Annotated in this window: 16 protein-coding genes and 1 pseudogene; 12 read left to right on the top strand and 5 right to left on the bottom strand. The window is 38.0% G+C overall.

All coding sequences use genetic code 11. The features are described 5' to 3' along the window. Positions 1-263 precede the first annotated feature (263 nt). The 3 genes from htpG (at position 264) to NSQ94_RS12845 (ending at position 4,607) form a co-directional block, all read left to right on the top strand. Positions 264-2,138, top strand: a complete 1,875-nt coding sequence (gene htpG / locus NSQ94_RS12855; protein WP_339212383.1) for a molecular chaperone HtpG — start codon at positions 264-266, stop codon at positions 2,136-2,138. A gap of 398 nt (positions 2,139-2,536) precedes the next feature. Beyond that, a complete protein-coding gene (locus NSQ94_RS12850) occupies positions 2,537-3,352 on the top strand; it encodes a metallophosphoesterase (protein ID WP_144597499.1) in 816 nt (271 codons plus the stop codon). Between the two features lie 760 nt (positions 3,353-4,112). Next, positions 4,113-4,607: a hypothetical protein gene (locus NSQ94_RS12845; RefSeq protein WP_339229280.1), complete on the top strand. Its 495-nt coding sequence runs from the start codon at positions 4,113-4,115 to the stop codon at positions 4,605-4,607. Positions 4,608-4,737: 130 nt separating this feature from the next. On the opposite strand, the gene NSQ94_RS12840 is transcribed toward NSQ94_RS12845, so the two are convergent. From NSQ94_RS12840 to NSQ94_RS12830, 3 genes and pseudogenes are all read right to left on the bottom strand, one after another. Beyond that, positions 4,738-5,958: an MFS transporter gene (locus NSQ94_RS12840; RefSeq protein ID WP_311067095.1), complete on the bottom strand. Its 1,221-nt coding sequence runs from the start codon at positions 5,956-5,958 to the stop codon at positions 4,738-4,740. A 207-nt stretch (positions 5,959-6,165) separates the two neighbouring features. Then, positions 6,166-7,356, bottom strand: a complete 1,191-nt coding sequence (locus NSQ94_RS12835) for an FAD-dependent monooxygenase (protein ID WP_339229278.1) — start codon at positions 7,354-7,356, stop codon at positions 6,166-6,168. Between the two features lie 95 nt (positions 7,357-7,451). Further along, positions 7,452-7,723, bottom strand: a pseudogene (locus NSQ94_RS12830) (cupin); the annotation flags it as partial. A gap of 357 nt (positions 7,724-8,080) precedes the next feature. Between NSQ94_RS12830 and NSQ94_RS12825 the strand changes: the two are divergent. From NSQ94_RS12825 to NSQ94_RS12790, 8 genes are all read left to right on the top strand, one after another. Further along, positions 8,081-8,854, top strand: coding sequence for an IclR family transcriptional regulator (locus NSQ94_RS12825; RefSeq protein WP_063386385.1), 774 nt, complete (start codon positions 8,081-8,083; stop codon positions 8,852-8,854). A 219-nt stretch (positions 8,855-9,073) separates the two neighbouring features. Then, the gene (locus NSQ94_RS12820; protein ID WP_063386384.1) at positions 9,074-10,099 is read left to right on the top strand and encodes a TRAP transporter substrate-binding protein; all 1,026 of its coding nucleotides are present in this window, start codon (positions 9,074-9,076) and stop codon (positions 10,097-10,099) included. Between the two features lie 13 nt (positions 10,100-10,112). Further along, entirely contained in the window at positions 10,113-10,604 is a 492-nt protein-coding gene (locus tag NSQ94_RS12815) for a TRAP transporter small permease (RefSeq protein WP_063386383.1), read from the top strand. A gap of 1 nt (position 10,605) precedes the next feature. Continuing rightward, a complete protein-coding gene (locus NSQ94_RS12810) occupies positions 10,606-11,880 on the top strand; it encodes a TRAP transporter large permease (RefSeq protein ID WP_063386382.1) in 1,275 nt (424 codons plus the stop codon). 770 nt (positions 11,881-12,650) lie between these two features. Then, complete coding sequence (locus NSQ94_RS12805) at positions 12,651-13,766, top strand: cupin domain-containing protein (RefSeq protein ID WP_063386380.1); 1,116 nt, start codon at positions 12,651-12,653, stop codon at positions 13,764-13,766. A gap of 46 nt (positions 13,767-13,812) precedes the next feature. After that, positions 13,813-14,661 (top strand): fumarylacetoacetate hydrolase family protein, encoded by an 849-nt coding sequence (locus NSQ94_RS12800; RefSeq protein WP_063386379.1) that lies wholly within the window; start codon positions 13,813-13,815, stop codon positions 14,659-14,661. Between the two features lie 11 nt (positions 14,662-14,672). Then, on the top strand, positions 14,673-15,074 hold the full coding sequence (locus NSQ94_RS12795; RefSeq protein WP_063386378.1) for a thioesterase family protein: 402 nt from the start codon (positions 14,673-14,675) through the stop codon (positions 15,072-15,074). A 102-nt stretch (positions 15,075-15,176) separates the two neighbouring features. Continuing rightward, complete coding sequence (locus NSQ94_RS12790; RefSeq protein WP_339229276.1) at positions 15,177-16,766, top strand: class I adenylate-forming enzyme family protein; 1,590 nt, start codon at positions 15,177-15,179, stop codon at positions 16,764-16,766. Positions 16,767-16,997: 231 nt separating this feature from the next. Here NSQ94_RS12790 and NSQ94_RS12785 read toward each other — a convergent pair whose 3' ends face one another. Beyond that, positions 16,998-17,450, bottom strand: a complete 453-nt coding sequence (locus tag NSQ94_RS12785) for a hypothetical protein (RefSeq protein ID WP_094245456.1) — start codon at positions 17,448-17,450, stop codon at positions 16,998-17,000. Continuing rightward, positions 17,440-18,012: an ATP-binding cassette domain-containing protein gene (locus NSQ94_RS12780; protein ID WP_339229274.1), complete on the bottom strand. Its 573-nt coding sequence runs from the start codon at positions 18,010-18,012 to the stop codon at positions 17,440-17,442. Before NSQ94_RS12780 ends, NSQ94_RS12785 begins: the two co-directional genes overlap by 11 nt. On the opposite strand from NSQ94_RS12780, the gene NSQ94_RS12775 reads away from it, so the two are divergent. Next, positions 18,013-18,357 carry a DUF1653 domain-containing protein gene (locus tag NSQ94_RS12775; protein WP_311067100.1) on the top strand — a complete coding sequence of 115 codons (345 nt, stop codon included), beginning with the start codon at positions 18,013-18,015 and terminating at the stop codon, positions 18,355-18,357. Positions 18,358-18,364 lie beyond the last annotated feature (7 nt).

Below are 18,364 nucleotides of genomic sequence, written 5' to 3'. Positions count from 1 at the left end.
ATGCTTTTGTGCCGAAAAACATCCTAATGAGTAAAGAAATTTGCAACCATTATGTGGAAAGGCAAAGCCCTTCTCATTCGAAAACGACTATTGCCTATCGTTCGTAAAGAAAAACTCAAGAAAAGTCAAAGCGGTCAATCATTCGGAGTTGACATAAAATTAAATATTTGTTATTAAAAAAATGATGATTAGCACTCGATTGATTAGAGTGCTAATTTTTATCTTAATTTTGCACATACGCTTTTTAGAAAGGAGAGGCGGTCATGGAAAAAAAAGAGTTTCAAGCCGAGTCGAAAAGGTTATTAGAAATGATGATCAACTCCATTTATACAAAAAAGGAAGTTTTTTTGAGGGAGTTAATTTCAAATGCAAGCGATGCGATCGATAAAATTTATTACAAAGCACTGACTGATGATTCGTTAACCTTTCAAAAGGATCAATACTACATAAAAGTTATTCCAAATAAAGAAAAGCGGACGCTCACAATCGTTGATACAGGCATAGGCATGACAAAAGAGGAATTGGAAGAAAATCTTGGTACGATTGCTAAGAGCGGGTCGCTCGCCTTTAAAAAAGAAAACGAATTAAAAGACGGCTATGACATTATTGGACAGTTCGGCGTTGGCTTTTATGCCGCCTTTATGGTAGCGGATGTTGTCACTGTCATCAGTAAAGCGCTGGGCAGCGATCAAGCATATAAATGGGAATCAAAAGGCGCTGATGGTTTTACAATCGAACCATATAAGAAGGAAGAGGTCGGAACGGAGATCATACTAAAAATCAAAGAGAATACTGAAGATGACAACTATGACGAATTTCTTGATGAATATCGGTTAAAACAAATCATTAAAAAATATTCCGACTTCATCCGCTATCCGATCAAAATGGATGTCAAAGTACAAAAACCGAAAAATGAGAACGAGAACGAATTTGAAGAGGTTGTTGAAGAACAAACAATCAACAGCATGGTTCCGATTTGGCGGAAAAATAAAAGTGAACTGACAGATGAAGATTATGAAAACTTTTATGCCGAAAAGCATTATGGCTTTGATAAACCGTTAAAACATATTCATATTAGCGTAGATGGGACGGTTCGCTATCAGGCGATTTTATATATTCCGGAAAAAACGCCATTTAATTACTATACAGCAGATTATGAAAAAGGGCTTGAACTGTATTCCAACGGCGTGTTAATTATGAACAAGTGCCCGGATTTACTGCCTGACTACTTCAGCTTCGTTAAAGGAATGGTTGATTCTGAGGACCTATCGTTAAATATTTCAAGAGAGATGCTCCAGCATGACAAGCAATTGAAAATCATTGCGAAAAACATTCAAAACAAAATTAAACGCGAACTAGAAAACCTATTAAAAAATGAAAGAGAAAAATATGAAAAGTTTTATGAAGCATTTGGCAGACAATTAAAGTATGGCGTTTACAGCGATTTCGGCGCAAATAAAGAAACATTGCAAGACTTGCTTATGTTCTACTCTTCAAAGGAGAAAAAACTTGTCACCTTACAAGAATATGTATCAAGAATGCCTGAGGAGCAAAAATATATTTATTATGCAACGGGCGATTCGTATGAACGAATTGAAAAGCTGCCGCAAACCGAGCTGGTTGCAGATAAAGGCTATGAAATTTTGTATTTGACAGAGGATATCGATGAATTTGCGATCAAAATGTTAATGACATATAAAGAGAAAGAATTTAAATCAGTCTCCAGCGGCGACTTAGGAATTAGCGAAGAAGAAAACAAAAAAGAAACTGAAAAAGAACATAAAGAGCTGTTCGAACAAATGAAAAGCATTTTGGGTGATAAAGTAAAGGATGTGCGAGCATCAAAACGGTTAAAAACACATCCTGTTTGTTTATCAACAGACGGCGAAATCACGATTGAAATGGAAAAAGTGTTAAATGCTATGCCGAACAGCCAAAACATTAAAGCGGAGAAAGTGCTTGAAATTAATACAGATCACGAAGTCTTTCAAACGCTAAAAGCAGCGTATGAAAACGATCAAGAGAAGCTGAAGCTGTTCACAAACATTTTATATAATCAGGCTTTGCTAATTGAAGGCCTGCCAGTCCAAGATCCTGTTGAGTTTACAAATGACATTTGTAAAATTATGGTTTCTTAAAAATCCAGGGCACATCTAGCGATTTGTCAAAGCTTGAACAATTTGCAGAGTTCAGCGCCACAACCGGAAAAACTTAGCTGGCTGAAAGGTGCACGATTTATAAATAAAGAAGCACAAAGAACCGATTGACTGATGCAAAAGAGCAGCAAGGCAGCAGCGGATGAATTTCGCAGATATGAAAAAGTTATCATGAAAACGGATGCTTGTTTTAGCTTTTAACGTATGGACATGCGCAAAATAATTAAGAAAGGCAAACCTGTCTTTCCGGCAGAGGCGGAAGGCAGGTTTGTTAATAGTTTGAGCTCTTTTGCAGCTAAGAGTTTTTTTCAAATTCCTTTAACTCCCACTAGGATCGTTTGAGAAGGTTCGTTATACTTGGGGGAGAGAGGAGTTTGGTTATGCTATTTTTTGTTATATTATTTTTTCTTGGACTTTTCATATTCTTTTTAATAAAAGGAAATAAAAATACAAAGGATGTAGCTGTTAAGAAAATCACAGTCCGCTGCCCCGATAGGAAAGCTTCTGCAAAGAATATAAAAATACTCCATCTATCTGATTTACACCTAGAAAACTTATCGATCAGCCCAAAGGAATTAGCTGAGCTGATTTCAGCAGAACCAATTGATCTTATTGCACTGACAGGTGATTTTCTCGACCGGAAGAGAAGCATCCCAAAACTTTCCGCATACTTGGAAGTATTGAGAAAAACAAATCCAACGTACGGCACGTATGCTGTGTTCGGCAATCACGATTATGTTTTAAAGGAAGAAGACTTTGAAACTTTGAAAAAAATGCTGCAGCATTACGGGATAAAAACACTACAAAATGAGCACGTGACCATTCAGCTTGAAGAAGAATGCTTGAATATTATTGGCATTGATGATTACACGACAAACCGCAGTTATGTTCAAAAAGCTTTTCACGGAGTAGAAGAAGGAATGCGATTAGTGCTGACCCATGATCCAAGCGTTATTCTTGAAATGGAAAACATTCCGTTTGATTACTTGCTGTCCGGTCATTTCCACGGCGGACAAATCAATTTGCCAAAGCCGTACCATCTTTTTTTCAAAGGCAAGCTTCCAAGAATGAACATTATTAAAGGACTCCATTACCATAACAAGCGGCCGTTTTATATTAGCGAAGGCCTAGGACAAACAGGAGTGAACATCCGAATTGGCAGCCGCCCTGAAATTACGTTTCATCAATTTTCATAGTATTTTTTAACATATCTCTAAAATTGTAATGTTAAGATTGTAAAATTTTCCCTACTATGTAGAAGATGATTCAATAGCTAAAGCAGGATGAACTCCTGCTTTTTTCTTTTTGCAAAAAAGAGTTTATTTTCTTGTATCTTTAATAAAGTCAGCTTTCCGTTTATTTGTTATTTATAAAAGGTTAATCACAGAATCTACTAAGATCCACATTGGCTAATAACTAAAGTTAAATTACACTTTTCCTCTAATAGAAATGCATGAATCGATGAAAAAATATAAAGCAATCACACCTTTTGCTCCCATTGTAAAATTGAATAAACAATACTTGCTGCTGTTCCATTGTTCAGCGTGTTGATCAATCGGAATTTTCAACGATCTTGAGTTCACAAAGAATTTTTTGTGAGCGCTTATTAGTTTTTTAACTTCATCCTTTCATTCGTTTCTCCGGTTTTTTTGTCGATGACTTTATTTCTGAACGCCTATAAACATGGTATACTCTTCCTATAAGGAGGCGGAGAAAAGATTTTTTTCACGATTGGGGTATTTAATGGAGAAAAAGCAAAAACTATTTCTAATCGCAAGCTTTAGCAGGAGCTTTAAAGGGAGAAAGTAAAGATTTCAAAAATATTTGCGGCTGCAACGTTCTTATTGCCGTTTCCCTTTGAATTGGCTGGTGATTAAATTTGTCGCCTTCTTTTTACATAGCCCGCAGTCATTGAAGCGATGACAGAAGAAATGATTTAGGAACGGAGGTTTTTTAATGCTGCCAAAAACGATCGAACAATTGGATCAAATTCGGGAAGAATGCCGTAAATTAGTGAATAGACGTTCATCTGTTTCTGCTATTGCTGCAGCTGTTCCAATTCCGGGTATTGATGTGACGGTGGATGCTGCACTTGTGAAAGATCTGCTAAATGAAATTAATCAAAAGTTTGGTTTATCAAAAGAGCAAGTTGATCAATTGGATGCGAAAACAAAAGAGCTCATTATCGTACTGGCAACTTCATTTGGAAATGAACTCATCGGAAGAACAATTGGCAAAAAATTGGTGCTGAGCTTGGTGAAAAAAGCTGCAACCCGGATGGCGGCAAAACAGACGAGCAAATTTATTCCTCTCATTGGAATAGGGGTTTCGGCCGGGATCAGCTTTGCAACGATGAAATATTTAGGAAATAAACATATTGATGATTGCTATAAATTAGTTAAACAATATATCGAACAGGAGGCGTCATTAGAAAATTTTGCTGCAAAATAGTGAGGCTGGTTAGCTGCAATATTTCTAACAATAACCCCCTAAAAGCACTGATGATGATTAATTCAACTAGATAAAACCTCGGAGTAAATAGGATTAAAGCAATGATAAAGCCCCCATTGCTTAAAGGGGGCTATTGTTGAAGAGAAGATTTTCGATCGTGCTCCAAACTTTTCGGCTTTCTGGCAAAACGATGCTGTACAAAGAGGCAATATAAAACTAAACCTACCAACACATAAAGCGAAGTGTAAAAATATAAAGATGTAAATCCAGTAAAGACAACAACTGCTCCAGTTAAAAACGATCCGAGGCCGATGCCGATGTCGAAGATCGATAAAAAGGTGCTGAGAGAAGCCGCTCTTCTCTGTGGAGGGACAATTTGTATAGCCATTGTTTGGAAGCTTGGAAACAAGGTTCCCCATCCAAGACCGATAAATACTGCACTTAACAAATAGATGAAGGATGTATTTGCCATGCTCAATATAAATAATCCGAAGGCAAATGAAACGATGCATGGGATAACAATGACATTTGCGCCGTATCGGTCAAACCACCTTCCGGTAAACGGCCGGGAAATGAGCAAAACGATTGCATACACGACGAAGAATAAATTCGAACCGGCGCCAAGATTCATTTTTTCCGCAAAAACGGAGACGAACGATAATACAGTCGAATAAGCAAAAGCTAAAAAGGCAGCAATCAACGCAATGCGGAATGCTGATACCTCTACAAGTTTTTCAAAGCTGAAATTCACTTTGAAAAGTTCTCTTTTATTTAGTTTTGGCTTCATTTCATGCAGGTTAACTATTCCCCCGGTCAAAAGCGCCCCAACGGAACAAATAAGGGCAATGACGAGCATGACAAAAGAACCCCAATGATCTAACGAGGTAAGCCCTAAAAATGGTCCAATCACCATGGCGACATTGGAAGATAAAATAAAATATCCCATTCCTTCTCCTTTTTTCGATTCCGGCACGATATCTGCCACAATCGCCCCTGTTGCGGTTGTCGCGATCCCGAAACCGATTCCATGAAGAAAACGAATGATCAATAATAAGACAATTGAACTGACAAATAAATAAGAAATAGAGGCGATCAGGAAAATGACCAAGGAAATAATCAACATTTTTTGTTTTCCAAGCTTCTCCATAAATTGGTCGACGAACGGGCGAGTCACGATCGCAGCAAATAAATAAACCATTGCTATTAAGCCAGCCTCAGCTTCGCTGCTTTTTAAATCTTGAATGACAAAGATCGGCAAGGTGACCAGCAAATAATAATAGTTTATAAAAAGAAAAAAATTACAAATTGAAATACTAAAAAAATTTTTCGTCCATAATTTTGCTTCTTCCATATTTGTCCCTTCTTTAAAAAAGAATCATTTTTTCAGACTTTTTAAATAACAAACTAATTGTACACCTTTTTTTAAAAAAATAAAAGAATCGTGCAAATGGTATGAAGAAAGCGGTGAAACGAAGGCTATCCATTGTTTTTCACCGCTTTCTATTTAAAATATTTTTTATAAGTTCAAATTTTTTCGTCAGGCTTCTCTATTCATATATTAATTGATTTGTTTAGTCGTTTTGTCATAGCTATAAAGGAAATCAGCCACTTCATAGTCTTGCGGAGTTCTTTGTTCAAAAATAGTGTTTCTGAGCAGTGTTGAAACAGGATCTTCAGTATGAAGAATTTCACCCCATGTCCGAGCGCTCGTTTGTACTTTTGCTGTGCGCGGCAGCCGCTCTTTCTGAAAATCGGCGAATGCTTGCTCATAGTTATCCGGATGTTTTTTGAGCATATCTGCAAGATAAGAAGCATCTTCAAGCGCCTGGCAGCCTCCTTGAGCTAAATATTGCAGCATAGGATGAGCTGCATCGCCAAGCAATGTAACCTTCCCTTTTGTCCAATTGTTAATTGGCAGCCTGTCATACATCGGCCAGCGAATTTGCCGTTGTATAAATGTTAAGGCATTTTTCACATCCGGATGGCATCCTTTAAATCGTCTGTCCATTTCTTCAGGTGTGCCCCAATCATCGGAATTTGCCTTATAATTGTAAGATTTAAACACGACCACTTGATTATAAAGCTCTCCGCGTCTTACTGGATATTGTACTAAATGCAAATAAGGGCCGATCCACATGACGACATCGTCTAAGTTTGCGTTTGAAATTTCGGAAATCGGTATGGTTCCTCTGTAAGCAACATATTCAGAGCAAATGGGTTCGTCATCGACAAAATATTTTCTAAGCTTTGACCAAAGTCCGTCTGCTCCGATGACGGCATCAGCCGTGAACATTTCTCCGCTTTGGCTGTAAACAGAAACAACGTCATGTTCTTGCTTGACAGTCTCAATTGTTTGGTTGTTTTTGAAGCGGACCATACCTGTTTTTTTGCAAGCTTCAAGCAAAATTCGGTGGAGATCGGAACGGTGCAAAACGAGATACGGATGTTTGTATCGGGCTTTGAATGCTTCGCCAAGGTCCATTGCTGACAACTCTTTTGCTGTATAAACATCTTTTAGCACAAGACGTTTTGGAAATACAGCAACTTTTGAAATTTCCTCCATGACTCCAAATCGTTTCAGCACAGCGGTTGCATTTGGAGCCAATTGAATGCCTGCTCCGACCTCACCAAACTGAGGAGCTCTTTCCAAAACTAATGAAGTTTTTCCGGCTTCCGCTGCCGCTAGAGCAGCCGAAAGACCGCCTATCCCCCCGCCGACAATGATTAAATCTGTTTGACTGCTTTTCATATATTGATCCCCCTTATTAGAATGAAAAATGAAATGAATCGACAATTGCTTCAAGTTCACTTTTTACAAAATTCAATTTATAAGGCTGGTGTAAACTATCTTTTACTTCTTGATAACCGTTTTGACTGCTCAAACGTTTCTTCAAGTATTGGCAAATCATTTGTTGAGAATAAAATAGCTTTCTTCTTCTGCAACGTGTTCATGCCACGACCAGTTCGGGACAACGAAAAAATCTCCTTTTTCCCAGTTAAATCGAGTGCCGTCAATGATCGTATAACGGAGCATGATAAATCGATGTGTGCATATGTCTATGGGCGTTCGAATGGAACCCTTTCGGAAGCTTTTGCATCCATGCAGCAATAGTCGGGAAAATTGTATGGCCTAAAAGCATTCCTTAGGCAATACATTTTGCTTAAATTTTTAACGGCGCCTACTCTTGACCTGTGTTACTAGAAAACGTGACTAATGAAAAATTGGAAGCGCATTCAATGTTTTGAAAAATGGTAGTGTTAGCCTTTCACTTTCGGGTCATAAAATCCACTATTAGATAACATTGTTATTTAATAATAAAAATAAATAAATATTTTAAAATTGTCAACTTTAATAAAATAAAAATTTTTCAGTTATTTTATTGTGTTTGATTTTTTCAAAGTTCCTTGTTACATTCATGTTTATAAAAGAATTTGGATATTGGGTTAAAAAATGGATTAAAAGGGGAAGAGAAATGCAGCAGCAAAAAAACGTACAAATCATTCAATCGTTGCAAACTGGCGTGCAAATTTTAGAGATTATTGCAAACAATGATCATCCGTTAAAATTTACGGAAATTCAGGAGTTGTCCGGCATTACAAAAAGCAACCTCTATAAATATTTGAACACATTGACGCAGCTTGGATTGTTGTATCGGGATAAAAGACATGGAACATATTCATTGGGAGGAAAATTTATTCAATACTGTTCGGCTGCAATTGGCAGCAAAGATGTGATCGGCAGGGTGACGCCGTACTTAAGAGATATCAGCCGCTACACAGCCCAAACATCGCTGCTTACAGTTTGGACGCATGAAGGGCCGGTTATCGCAAATATTTGGAATGCCAACTACGGTCTAAATATCGGAGCGCAAATTGGAACACGGCTGCCTTTAATGTCTGCCACAGGGAAAATTTTCGCTGTTTTCAACAAAACGCCTGAAATTGAGATTAAGGAATGGAAGTTAAAAGAGTTAAGCAAATTGACGGAAGAACAACGGAAGGAATTTGAAAAGGAGCAAGTTGAAATTGAAAAAACGTACTTTGCTTACGCAGCAGAGCCTTTAGTGGAGCACGTTTCGTCATTTAGTGTGCCGATTTTAGATTTTAATCATGATCTTGTAGCCTCCATAACATTGGTAGGCTTCACGAAGCTGATCCCGCATAAGCCGACGGATGAAGTGAGCCAATACGTCATAAAATGCGCTCGCGAATTATCTGAATCCTTTGGATTTAAAAGCGGGAAGTAGCTTTCTAGCTGGAAAGCTGCTTTTTTATTTTTAATTATTAGAAAATAATAAATATTAAAAATGGTTTGACATAGAGAGCAGATAAATTATAATATAAATGAAACGAATTCACTATTTCAATAATAAATGTTTTTTAATGTTTATTATTGAAAGCGTTTCATTTTTTGGTACCTGCAAACTTTTATTAACAAAGTTGATTTAAAAAAGGGGGATTTTTACATGAAGAAAATGAGAATTATGAGGTTGCTTGTCATGCTGTCCATTTTAGTCATCATTCTTTCAGCATGCAGCGGCAATAACGCAAACGGGGATGAGAAAAGCTCTGAAAAAGGCGGTGACGTATACACTTTTAAAGTAAGCCATGTGACACAAGAATCTCACGTCTGGCATCAAACTGCTTTGAAATTCGGGGAAGAGCTGGAAAAGCTTTCAGACGGAAGAATGAAACTGGAAATTTACCCTGCTTCTCAGCTCGGACTGGAAAAAGATATGGCACAGCAGCTTGAAACTGGCTCATTAGATTTTGGTTTTCTGACAAACGCTTATATGAGTACGCGCCAAGATTCATTAAACGCTTGGTTTATGCCATTCACGTTTAAAAATTTAGAAGAAGCGGTGAAAATGAGAGAATCGGAAGCTGCAAAGCAGATGTTGGAGGATCTGAATTCACAAGGGCTTGTCGGACTTGATTTTATTTTTGCCGGAAACCGCCACATTTTGATGAAAAACGGGCATGTCTCTTCTCCGCAAGACTTGAAAGGGAAAAAAATTCGCATTATTGGCAGCCCGGCTATTCAGGAATTTTGGGAAAAAGTCGGCGCTGGTCCAACCGCAATGCCGCTTTCTGAAGTATATACTTCTTTGCAAACTGGTGTCATCGATGGAATTGACATTGATTTAGATGCGTTAGTAACGGAAAAATATTATGAAAATGCTGAAAATTTAACGTTGACAAACCATATAACGTTCCCATCTGTTATTGTGATGAGTCAAAAAACATATGACAAGCTAACGACTGAAGATCAAGAAATTGTGAAAAAAGCATTAAAAGCAGCAGCAGATTGGGGTGTTCAAGAAGCAATTCAACGAGAGAATAAGAACTTGGAGGAATTAAAAAAGCATGGAGTTAAAGTAAAAGAACTTACCGATACCTCTGCTTTTGATTCGATCGCAAAAGAAGTGAAGGACAAATATGCTGAAAAATCACCGGTTATTAAAAAGTTCTTAGAGGAAGCGAAACAATAACGGGGGAGTTTTTATGAAGTTTATCCATAGCCTGAGTGAAATCTTACACAGTATTGAAAAAATTTTGGCGATCATTTTATGCATTTTTATGCTCATTTCATTATCTTTAGGTGTTTTCTATCGCTATTTCTTAAGCTCTCCTTTAAACTGGTCAGACGAAACCGCCATTTTTTCATTAGCATGGTTAACTTTTATTGGGGGAAGCATGAGTATTAAACGGCAGAACTCTGCTGCCGTTACTCTTTTTATGGATAAAATGAATGGAAAAACAAAAAAAGTTTTGATTGGCATCAGTTTGCTTTCCGTCCTTCTTTTCGCCTTGTATATTTTCTATTTATCTGTCATGTGGCTGTCATCATCTAATATAATGATTCAACGCTCCAATTCGATGCAATTGCCGATGATTATTCCATATTTGAGCGTACCTGTTAGTTTTTTCTTTATTAGCATTCATACGCTCGATTTGATTTTAAAAAATTTCCAAGGCAAAAAGGAGGCATTGTAATATGACTATCGCACTGTTAATCTTTATTATTCTCCTCCTTTTACAAGTACCGATTGCTTTTGTACTTGGAATCACGACGATTCTCTATATATTGTTAACTGGAAATACGGGTTTGTTATCAACAGCGCCCCAACGGTTATATTCAGGCCTTGAAAGTTACGGTCTACTTGCGATTCCGCTGTTTATGATGGCAGGGGAGTTAATGAATTCCGGCGGCATAACAAAGCGTTTAATTCGCTTTGCTACGACTCTTGTTGGGCATTTTAAAGGTGGATTGGCATATGTGAATGTCGTTTCGAATATGCTGCTTGCATCCATTATAGGGTCAGCTACAGCTCAAATTGCTATGATGAGCAAAATTATGGTGCCTTCAATGGAAAAGGAAGGATATTCAAGGGAATTTAGCGCCTCCACGACAGCAGCCGCAGGTCTTTTAGGTCCCATTATTCCGCCAAGCATGCTGTTTATTATCTATGGCGTTTCGTCAGGAGCATCGATCGGTTCAATGTTTTTGGCAGGAATTATGCCTGGAATTTTATTGGGGATTGCCTTTATATTACTAATTGCATACACAGGCTACAAGCAGAAGTGGCAGACGCATGAACGCGCTAAAATATCCGTCATGTTCCAATCTTTCTTGAATGTGATTCCTGCACTGTTAGTACCGTTTATAATTATTGTCGGTATTTTAAGCGGTGTTTTTACTCCTACGGAATCAGCAGCGTTTGCATGTGTTGTAGCGTTAGTTGTCGGTTTTTTTATTTATAAAGAACTGAAAATTAAAGATCTTCCAACTATTATGATTAATACAGCTATTTCAAGTGCTATCATTACTATGCTCATCGCAATGGCAAATTTATTTGGTTGGATGCTTTCATTTGAGAGAATTCCTCAAACAATTGCATCCTGGATGACTTCTTTAACTGAAAATCCGTTCCTGTTTCTTCTATTAGTTAATATTTTTCTATTAATTGTAGGAATGTTTATGGACGGAATCGCTGCATTGATTATACTTGTACCGATATTTACGCCAATCATTGCAAACTATGGAATTGATCCAATTCATTTCGGAGTAATTATTTGTATAAATTTAACAATTGGTCTCCTTACACCTCCAGTTGGAGCGGGGCTTTACCTTGCTTCTTCGTTGGGAAATGTCAAGCTGGAAGCCTTAACGAAAGCCATTTTGCCATTTTTGGTCGTGTCCATTATTGCATTGTTCATCATTACTTATTGGCCGCAGATGGTTCTTTGGCTTCCGAATATAATCAAATAATTGCCCATTAGCTCTAGCTTCAAAGATTTCTGGACATTTCGATAAACGTTTGATTTTGGAACAAACCCGTATTCAAGAAAGAGCGGGTTTGTTTTTGTTTGTTGGAAAGACAAAAAGCTGGAAGTATTAGAGAGTTTTTCTTTAAAGATGCATTTTCCTTTGTGCAGAAAAATAGATGCAGCGAGGAATATCGGTTTTTCTTGAAACTGCTAAACAGTTTGCACAAATTGAAGGAAAAAACCATTCCTACTATTTGTCGTGTATGAGGTTCATTCACAAGATAAAAAGCGCTTTTTACGAATCATTTAGCAAAGGGGGAGAGGAAAATCTAAATTTCGAGCCGTCTCATATTATGACAACTATCAAGCATCCATCACATTATGCAGGTCATATGCAGAAGCTGGCGTTGATGGAAAGTATCGGTCAGAGAAGAAATTTGGAAAAGATTATAATCAAAACAAATGAGGCTTGCATGAAAGTTTAATAGAACGAAACTTTCTGTAAGCCTTTTTTTAGCGTGATGACAAATATTAAGCAGATGAATTGAAATGAGGAAAGAATGCACGGGCACTGCTGAGTGAGGTATCCGCCCAGTTTTTAGAAAATAAATTCTGACTATTGACAATATTAATTTTATTTTTTAATATCGAATTAAGTAATTAAGTTCCCTATATCAGGAACAAATAAAAAATTTTATTTTTTTAGGATTGGTGGAAACGCATACATGATCATTAGTTTTGGATCAATTTTATTTTTCGGGAGGGTTTCCTATGAGCAAAAAAGAAGTCATCACGGACACAGAATTAAAAGAATATTACGATGGGATGAAAAATAGTTATTTAGGTCCGCTATGGTATGATTTAGGACACATGGTGACGAAAGAGCCTGTTCATGATGTGGAGCCATATTTATGGAAGTGGAAAACGATCCGCGATTATGTTATGAAGGCGGGAGAAATTTTAGAACCTGGAAAAGATGCTGAGCGGCGCGTTGTTTATTTGCAAAATCCTAATCTATTAAAACATGGATTAGTCGGATATGGGACACATACGTTGTATGCCGGAATCCAGCTATTGCTGCCGGGAGAATTTGCTCCTTCGCACCACCATTCTCAAGGAGCGATCCGTTTTATTATTGAAGGTTCTGGAGCTTATACAGCTGTGAATGGGGAAAAAGTGTACATGGAACGGGGAGATATGATTCTTACTCCTGCATGGACATGGCATGAACATAAACATGAAGGAACTGAACCGATGATTTGGCTGGACGGTTTGGATGTAGGACTTGTGAAAAATTTGGCTGCTTCTTTCTTCGAACCTTATGAAAATGGATTTTACCCTGAACAGCCGCTTGAAAATTATTCAACTGAAAAATTTGCAAAAGGTGCGTTCGTCCCGAAAGGCAAAAAAGAAAAGCCTGGGTATCCGTCTCCTATTATTGGCTACAAATGGGAGCGCGCAAAATATGTTTTAGAGCAAATGAGTAAATCGCCAAAGGAAAACGAAGATCCGTATGATGGCTATGCGATTGAATACATCAATCCGACAACAGGAGGATCGGCAGATGAAAGAATCGGTTCGATGATGCAAAGATTGCTGCCGAACCAGCATACGAAAGCGCATCGCCATGTGCACAGCGCCATTTACCATGTTCTTGAAGGAAAAGGATATACAGTCATTAACGGACAAAAATTTGAATGGGAAAGAGGAGACTTCTTCATTCTGCCGCCGTGGAGCTGGCATGAGCATGTCAATGAAGGATCGGAGGACGCCTATTTGTTCTCATTCAATGATAAGCCGGTTATGGACATTCTTGGATTAGAATATGAAGAGGCCCATCCGGAAGGACATCAAAAAATTGAAAAAGTATTTACTCCAGGCCCGTAAATAGATTAAAAATTGTGCAGAAGCGATTTAAGTGAGGAGTGTGCCTATGAAAATTGCCATTTTTAATGATAATCGATTAGGAATCGTAGCAGGCCAAAAAGTTTCAGATGTAACAACTACCGCTGACTGGGATCAAACAAAGCCGCATGAATCATTAGTAAGGCTGATGGAAAATTTTGATTCATTAAAAGATACACTGGAAAAGGCAGCTCAAGAAGGAAAACAGTACGATCTTGAAGAAGTAGTTTTTAGAGCGCCTGTCCCTTCACCAAGCAAAATATGGGCTGCTCCTGTTAACTATAAAAAACACCAAGAGGAGATGAACAAACAATTTAACAACGCTCCGAGAACGATTGAAGAACTTGCGCTGTTCTTAAAAGCTCCGTCATCTGTTTCAGGTCCGTCCGATCCGATTTTGCTTCCATTTAAAGACAGAAGAACAGATCATGAAGCAGAACTCGGATATGTCATCGGCAAAAAAGCGAAAAATGTTAAATATGAAGATGCAAAAGATTATATTTTCGGCTATTTCGCCTTATTGGACATTTCCATCCGGGGAAATGAAGAGAGAACATGGAGAAAATCATTTGATACATTCACACCGATCGGTCCATGGATCGTGACGGCTGATGAGATTGAAAATCCAAATGATCTTTCATTGAAGCTCTGGGTCAATGAAGAATTGCGCCAGGACGGAAGCACGAAGCATTTAATTTATGATTGCTACAAATGTTTGGAAGTCGCCTCGACTTATTCGACATTAAACCCTGGGGATATTATCGCAACCGGAACTCCTGAAGGTGTCGGACCGATCCGTGATGGAGATGTCGTCCGCATTCAAGTTGGAAGTGTGGGGGAATTTTCCGTAAACGTGAAATTTGCAGATGAGAATTAGAAGGTGGAAACATGAAAAATATTTATACGTTTAGAGTAGTGTGGGGAGATACAGACGCTGCTGGCATCGTGTTTTACCCGAATTTTTACCGGTGGATGGATCAAGCCTCGCATGAATTGTTGCGCTCCGCAGGCTTTCCTGTGGCGAAGCTGCAATCGGATGAAAAGATCATTACACCGCTTTTGGAAGCATTTTGCCAGTTTAAATCACCTCTTCTTTATGATGATGAGGTAGCTGTCCATTCTGAAGTAGTAGAAGTTAACAACAAAGTTTTCAAAATCAAGCATACGTTTAAAAAAGGGGATCAAGTTGTAGCAGAAGGCCATGAAGTGAGAGCATGGACATCTGTCGCAGAAGATCGGCCAAAAGCAGTGCCTGTTCCTGAACATGTCAAAAACATCCTTTTGTCTTAATTTTAAGCTGAAGGCAAAGGTTGTTTTTGACAAACTCAATTGGAAAACCGCCATTTATGTAAGAAGGCGGTTTTCCGTCTACTTTTGATGGGAGGGATTTGAATGGCAGCAAACCGGATGACTGAAAATGTGCTGATTCATGAATTGATTGAAGAATCGGCAAAAAAATTTAAAGACCGTGTTGCTTTTGCAGAAGGGGACAATTTCTATACTTTTGAAAATTTGAATCAATTGTCATTAAGATTGGCGAGGCATTTTATACAGCTAGGTTTGAAGAAAGGCGATGCCATCTCTGCACAGCTGCCCAATTGCTGGGAGTTTGTTGTCGTACATCTTGCTGCATCGAGAATTGGGTTAGTGTTTAATCCGCTCAGTCCAAACTACCGGAAAAAAGAGCTGCAATATATGCTTTCACATTGTGAAGCGAAAGCGTTTGTCACAATTGACAATTGGAAGGGATTCAATCATGAACAACTTGCTCATGAATTGAAGGCTCAGCTTCCTCATTTACAGCATGTTTTGGTGGCAGGGGAAAAGAAGAATGACCGCAGCATAAGTATCACAGCTTTGCTTGATTCAGAACCTGATTCCGTTTCTGATCAAGACATACATGAAAACTTACCGGCTTTTGATGATCCGTGCATCATATTATTTACATCAGGTACTGAGTCCAATCCGAAAGGAGTTCTTCATACATTCCGGACATTTGTTCCGTGCCATCTGCTAAATGGCAAGGAGTATCAAATAACGGACAATGATACCATTTTATGCTTAACTCCATTATGCCACATGTTTTCACTGCCGATGATTATCATTAGCCTTCGATATGGAGCGAAGCATTTACTTTATCGAGAATATAAATCAAATGAAATTATCGACTTATTGAAAAAAGAACAAGTATCTTTTTTTACTGCTGCACCCGCACATTTAATTGACTTATTAAGACAGTGCGAACAGCAAAATGTAAGCGGTTTAAATCCTCGGCTTATTTTAACTGGAGGAACAAAAATACCGGCGAAAATGGTTCAAGATCTTAGGGCTACATTAAACTGCGATGTAGCTGCTCAGTGGGGCATGAGCGAAATTTGTGCAGGAACCTTTACTCGTCCGGGCGATGAAGCTTCATTAACATGGGAAACAGTTGGCAGAGCGGCACCGGTCGGGGAAGTCATCATTGTAGATGAGCGGCACAAACCGCTTCCGACGGGCGAAATAGGAGAAATCGCTTTTAAAGGAGAAAGCTTATTTATTGAATATTATAAAAATCCGCAAGTAACCGCCCAGTCGTTTACGGAAGACGGCTATTTTTTAACAGGGGATCAAGGCTGGCTTGATGAAAAAGGTTACCTCCATTTCGTCGGACGGACGAAAGATACGATTAACCGCGGCGGATTGAAATATCATGCCTCAGAAATTGAAGAAGCATTGCAAATGCATCCGAAAATCAAACAAGTGGCAATCGTCAGTGTTCCGGATCCTCGTCTAGGCGAACGGGGCTGCGCCTTCGTCTCTTTGCGAGAAAATGAAACGATTGATCTGGAGGAAATTAAAGAATATTTGCAGGAACAAGGATTTGCAAAGTATAAGTTTCCAGAATATTTAGTGATTAAAGATGAACTGCCGACCACTCCGTCCGGAAAAATTTCAAAAGGGCTTGTCAGAGCAGAAGCAGCATCCTTATCTGAAAATTAAGCATGTATCAAGGCAGACAACGAACAAAGGCTGTCTGCCTGTTTTAAACGACATGGTTCGGTCAAACGTGAGCAGAACTCACAAAAGATCAATAAAAAAGTCTGAGAAACCTTTTTTAAAAGGCTGCCCCGATGTTTGCACCAGCAGATCTTATTTTCTGAACAAAAACGCATAAGGGCTACTTTTAATAGGTGCTAGTTCATGTTTTGTGAGCTAGTTCTCTTTTTCATTTTAAAAGTTTAAACCCCATTCTTTTTTTGCCACGGATTTTATTTCGTTAATAGCATTTTGCTTTTTTTGAAGAATATGTTTATATTTTTCATCATCTGTTTCGAGATGGTTATTTACTTCAATTTGATAAGTTGCGTTATTTTCATCATCTATTACAATAAGACCATATGATAATTCTTTACTATAAAAAAGAGGAACCCAAACAATTAAATCCACTTTTTCTTTGCTATTACTTACTGATAAATTGGTATATGTCTGGAAAAGGGGAGCTTCATATACTGTAAGAACCATATCTGATTCGTTTTTCGCATAATCACCTAATGGGTTTTGTTCGAATCCTTTCGCATATGTTTTCACCAATTGGCCATTGGCATAAGTGTGGATGCCAAAATATAAAGCAAATATGCCAACAATTCCAATCATTATTTTTAAAAAAACTTTTTTATAATTCAATGATAACATCTCCCATCTTTTTTAATTCCTCATCATGTGTAACCAATATAATGGTCTTTCCTAATCTATTAAGTTCTTTTACATGTTCCATCACTAGACTGGCGTTATATTTATCCAAGCTTCCTGTCGGTTCATCTGCCAATATAATACTGCATTTTTTCATAAACAGACGCGCAATGGCTACTCTTTGCTGTTCTCCACCGGACAAAGTATATATTTTTCTTTTTTCGTAACCATTCAATCCAACTTTTTCTAATGCTGCTGAGACAGTGGTATTGTTTCTATATTTCTTGTCGATCATCAGAATGTTTTCTTCGACAGTCTTATTTTCTACTAATGCAAAGTTTTGAAAAAGAAATCCGAGCTTCTCTCTATATGCCTTAAGAATATCATCGTTTTTCGAAAGATCTAAGCCGTCGATAAATACTTTCCCTGCATCTACCTTTTCAATCCCTCCTATTATATTTAAAAGCGTCGTTTTCCCGCTGCCGCTCTTTCCGCTGAATACGACAAATTCACCTTGCTTGATAGAACAAGAGATAGTGTAGAAAGGAGACTTCATATGATTCGAAACGATATTTACACACATTATAAAGGAAACGATTATCAGTTCAAATGCATTGCTTTACCTTTAAACGAAGTTGAAGACCAGAGTTGTTTAGTACCTAAAGGAACAGCTCGTTATTATGAAAACGATAGGGACATACCGCTATATTTTCATAATGGTGTTTGGCTTATCGACTCTGATTTACCGCATGTCATTTACCAATCCGAAGCTAATTATGGAACAGATAAAGTTTGGGCGAGGGAAGTGGATGACTTCTTTGGTTACAAAGAAAAAGACGGGCGGTATATTAAACGGTTTGCATTGAAACATTTTTCGGTAGAAGGAGAGGAAAACATATGACAGAAGA

The organism is Aeribacillus sp. FSL K6-2833, assembly GCF_037965815.1.
Taxonomy (GTDB): domain Bacteria; phylum Bacillota; class Bacilli; order Bacillales; family Aeribacillaceae; genus Aeribacillus; species Aeribacillus composti.
Note: the sequence above shows the minus strand (reverse complement) of the source record. Positions and strands in the feature narration are given on the sequence as shown.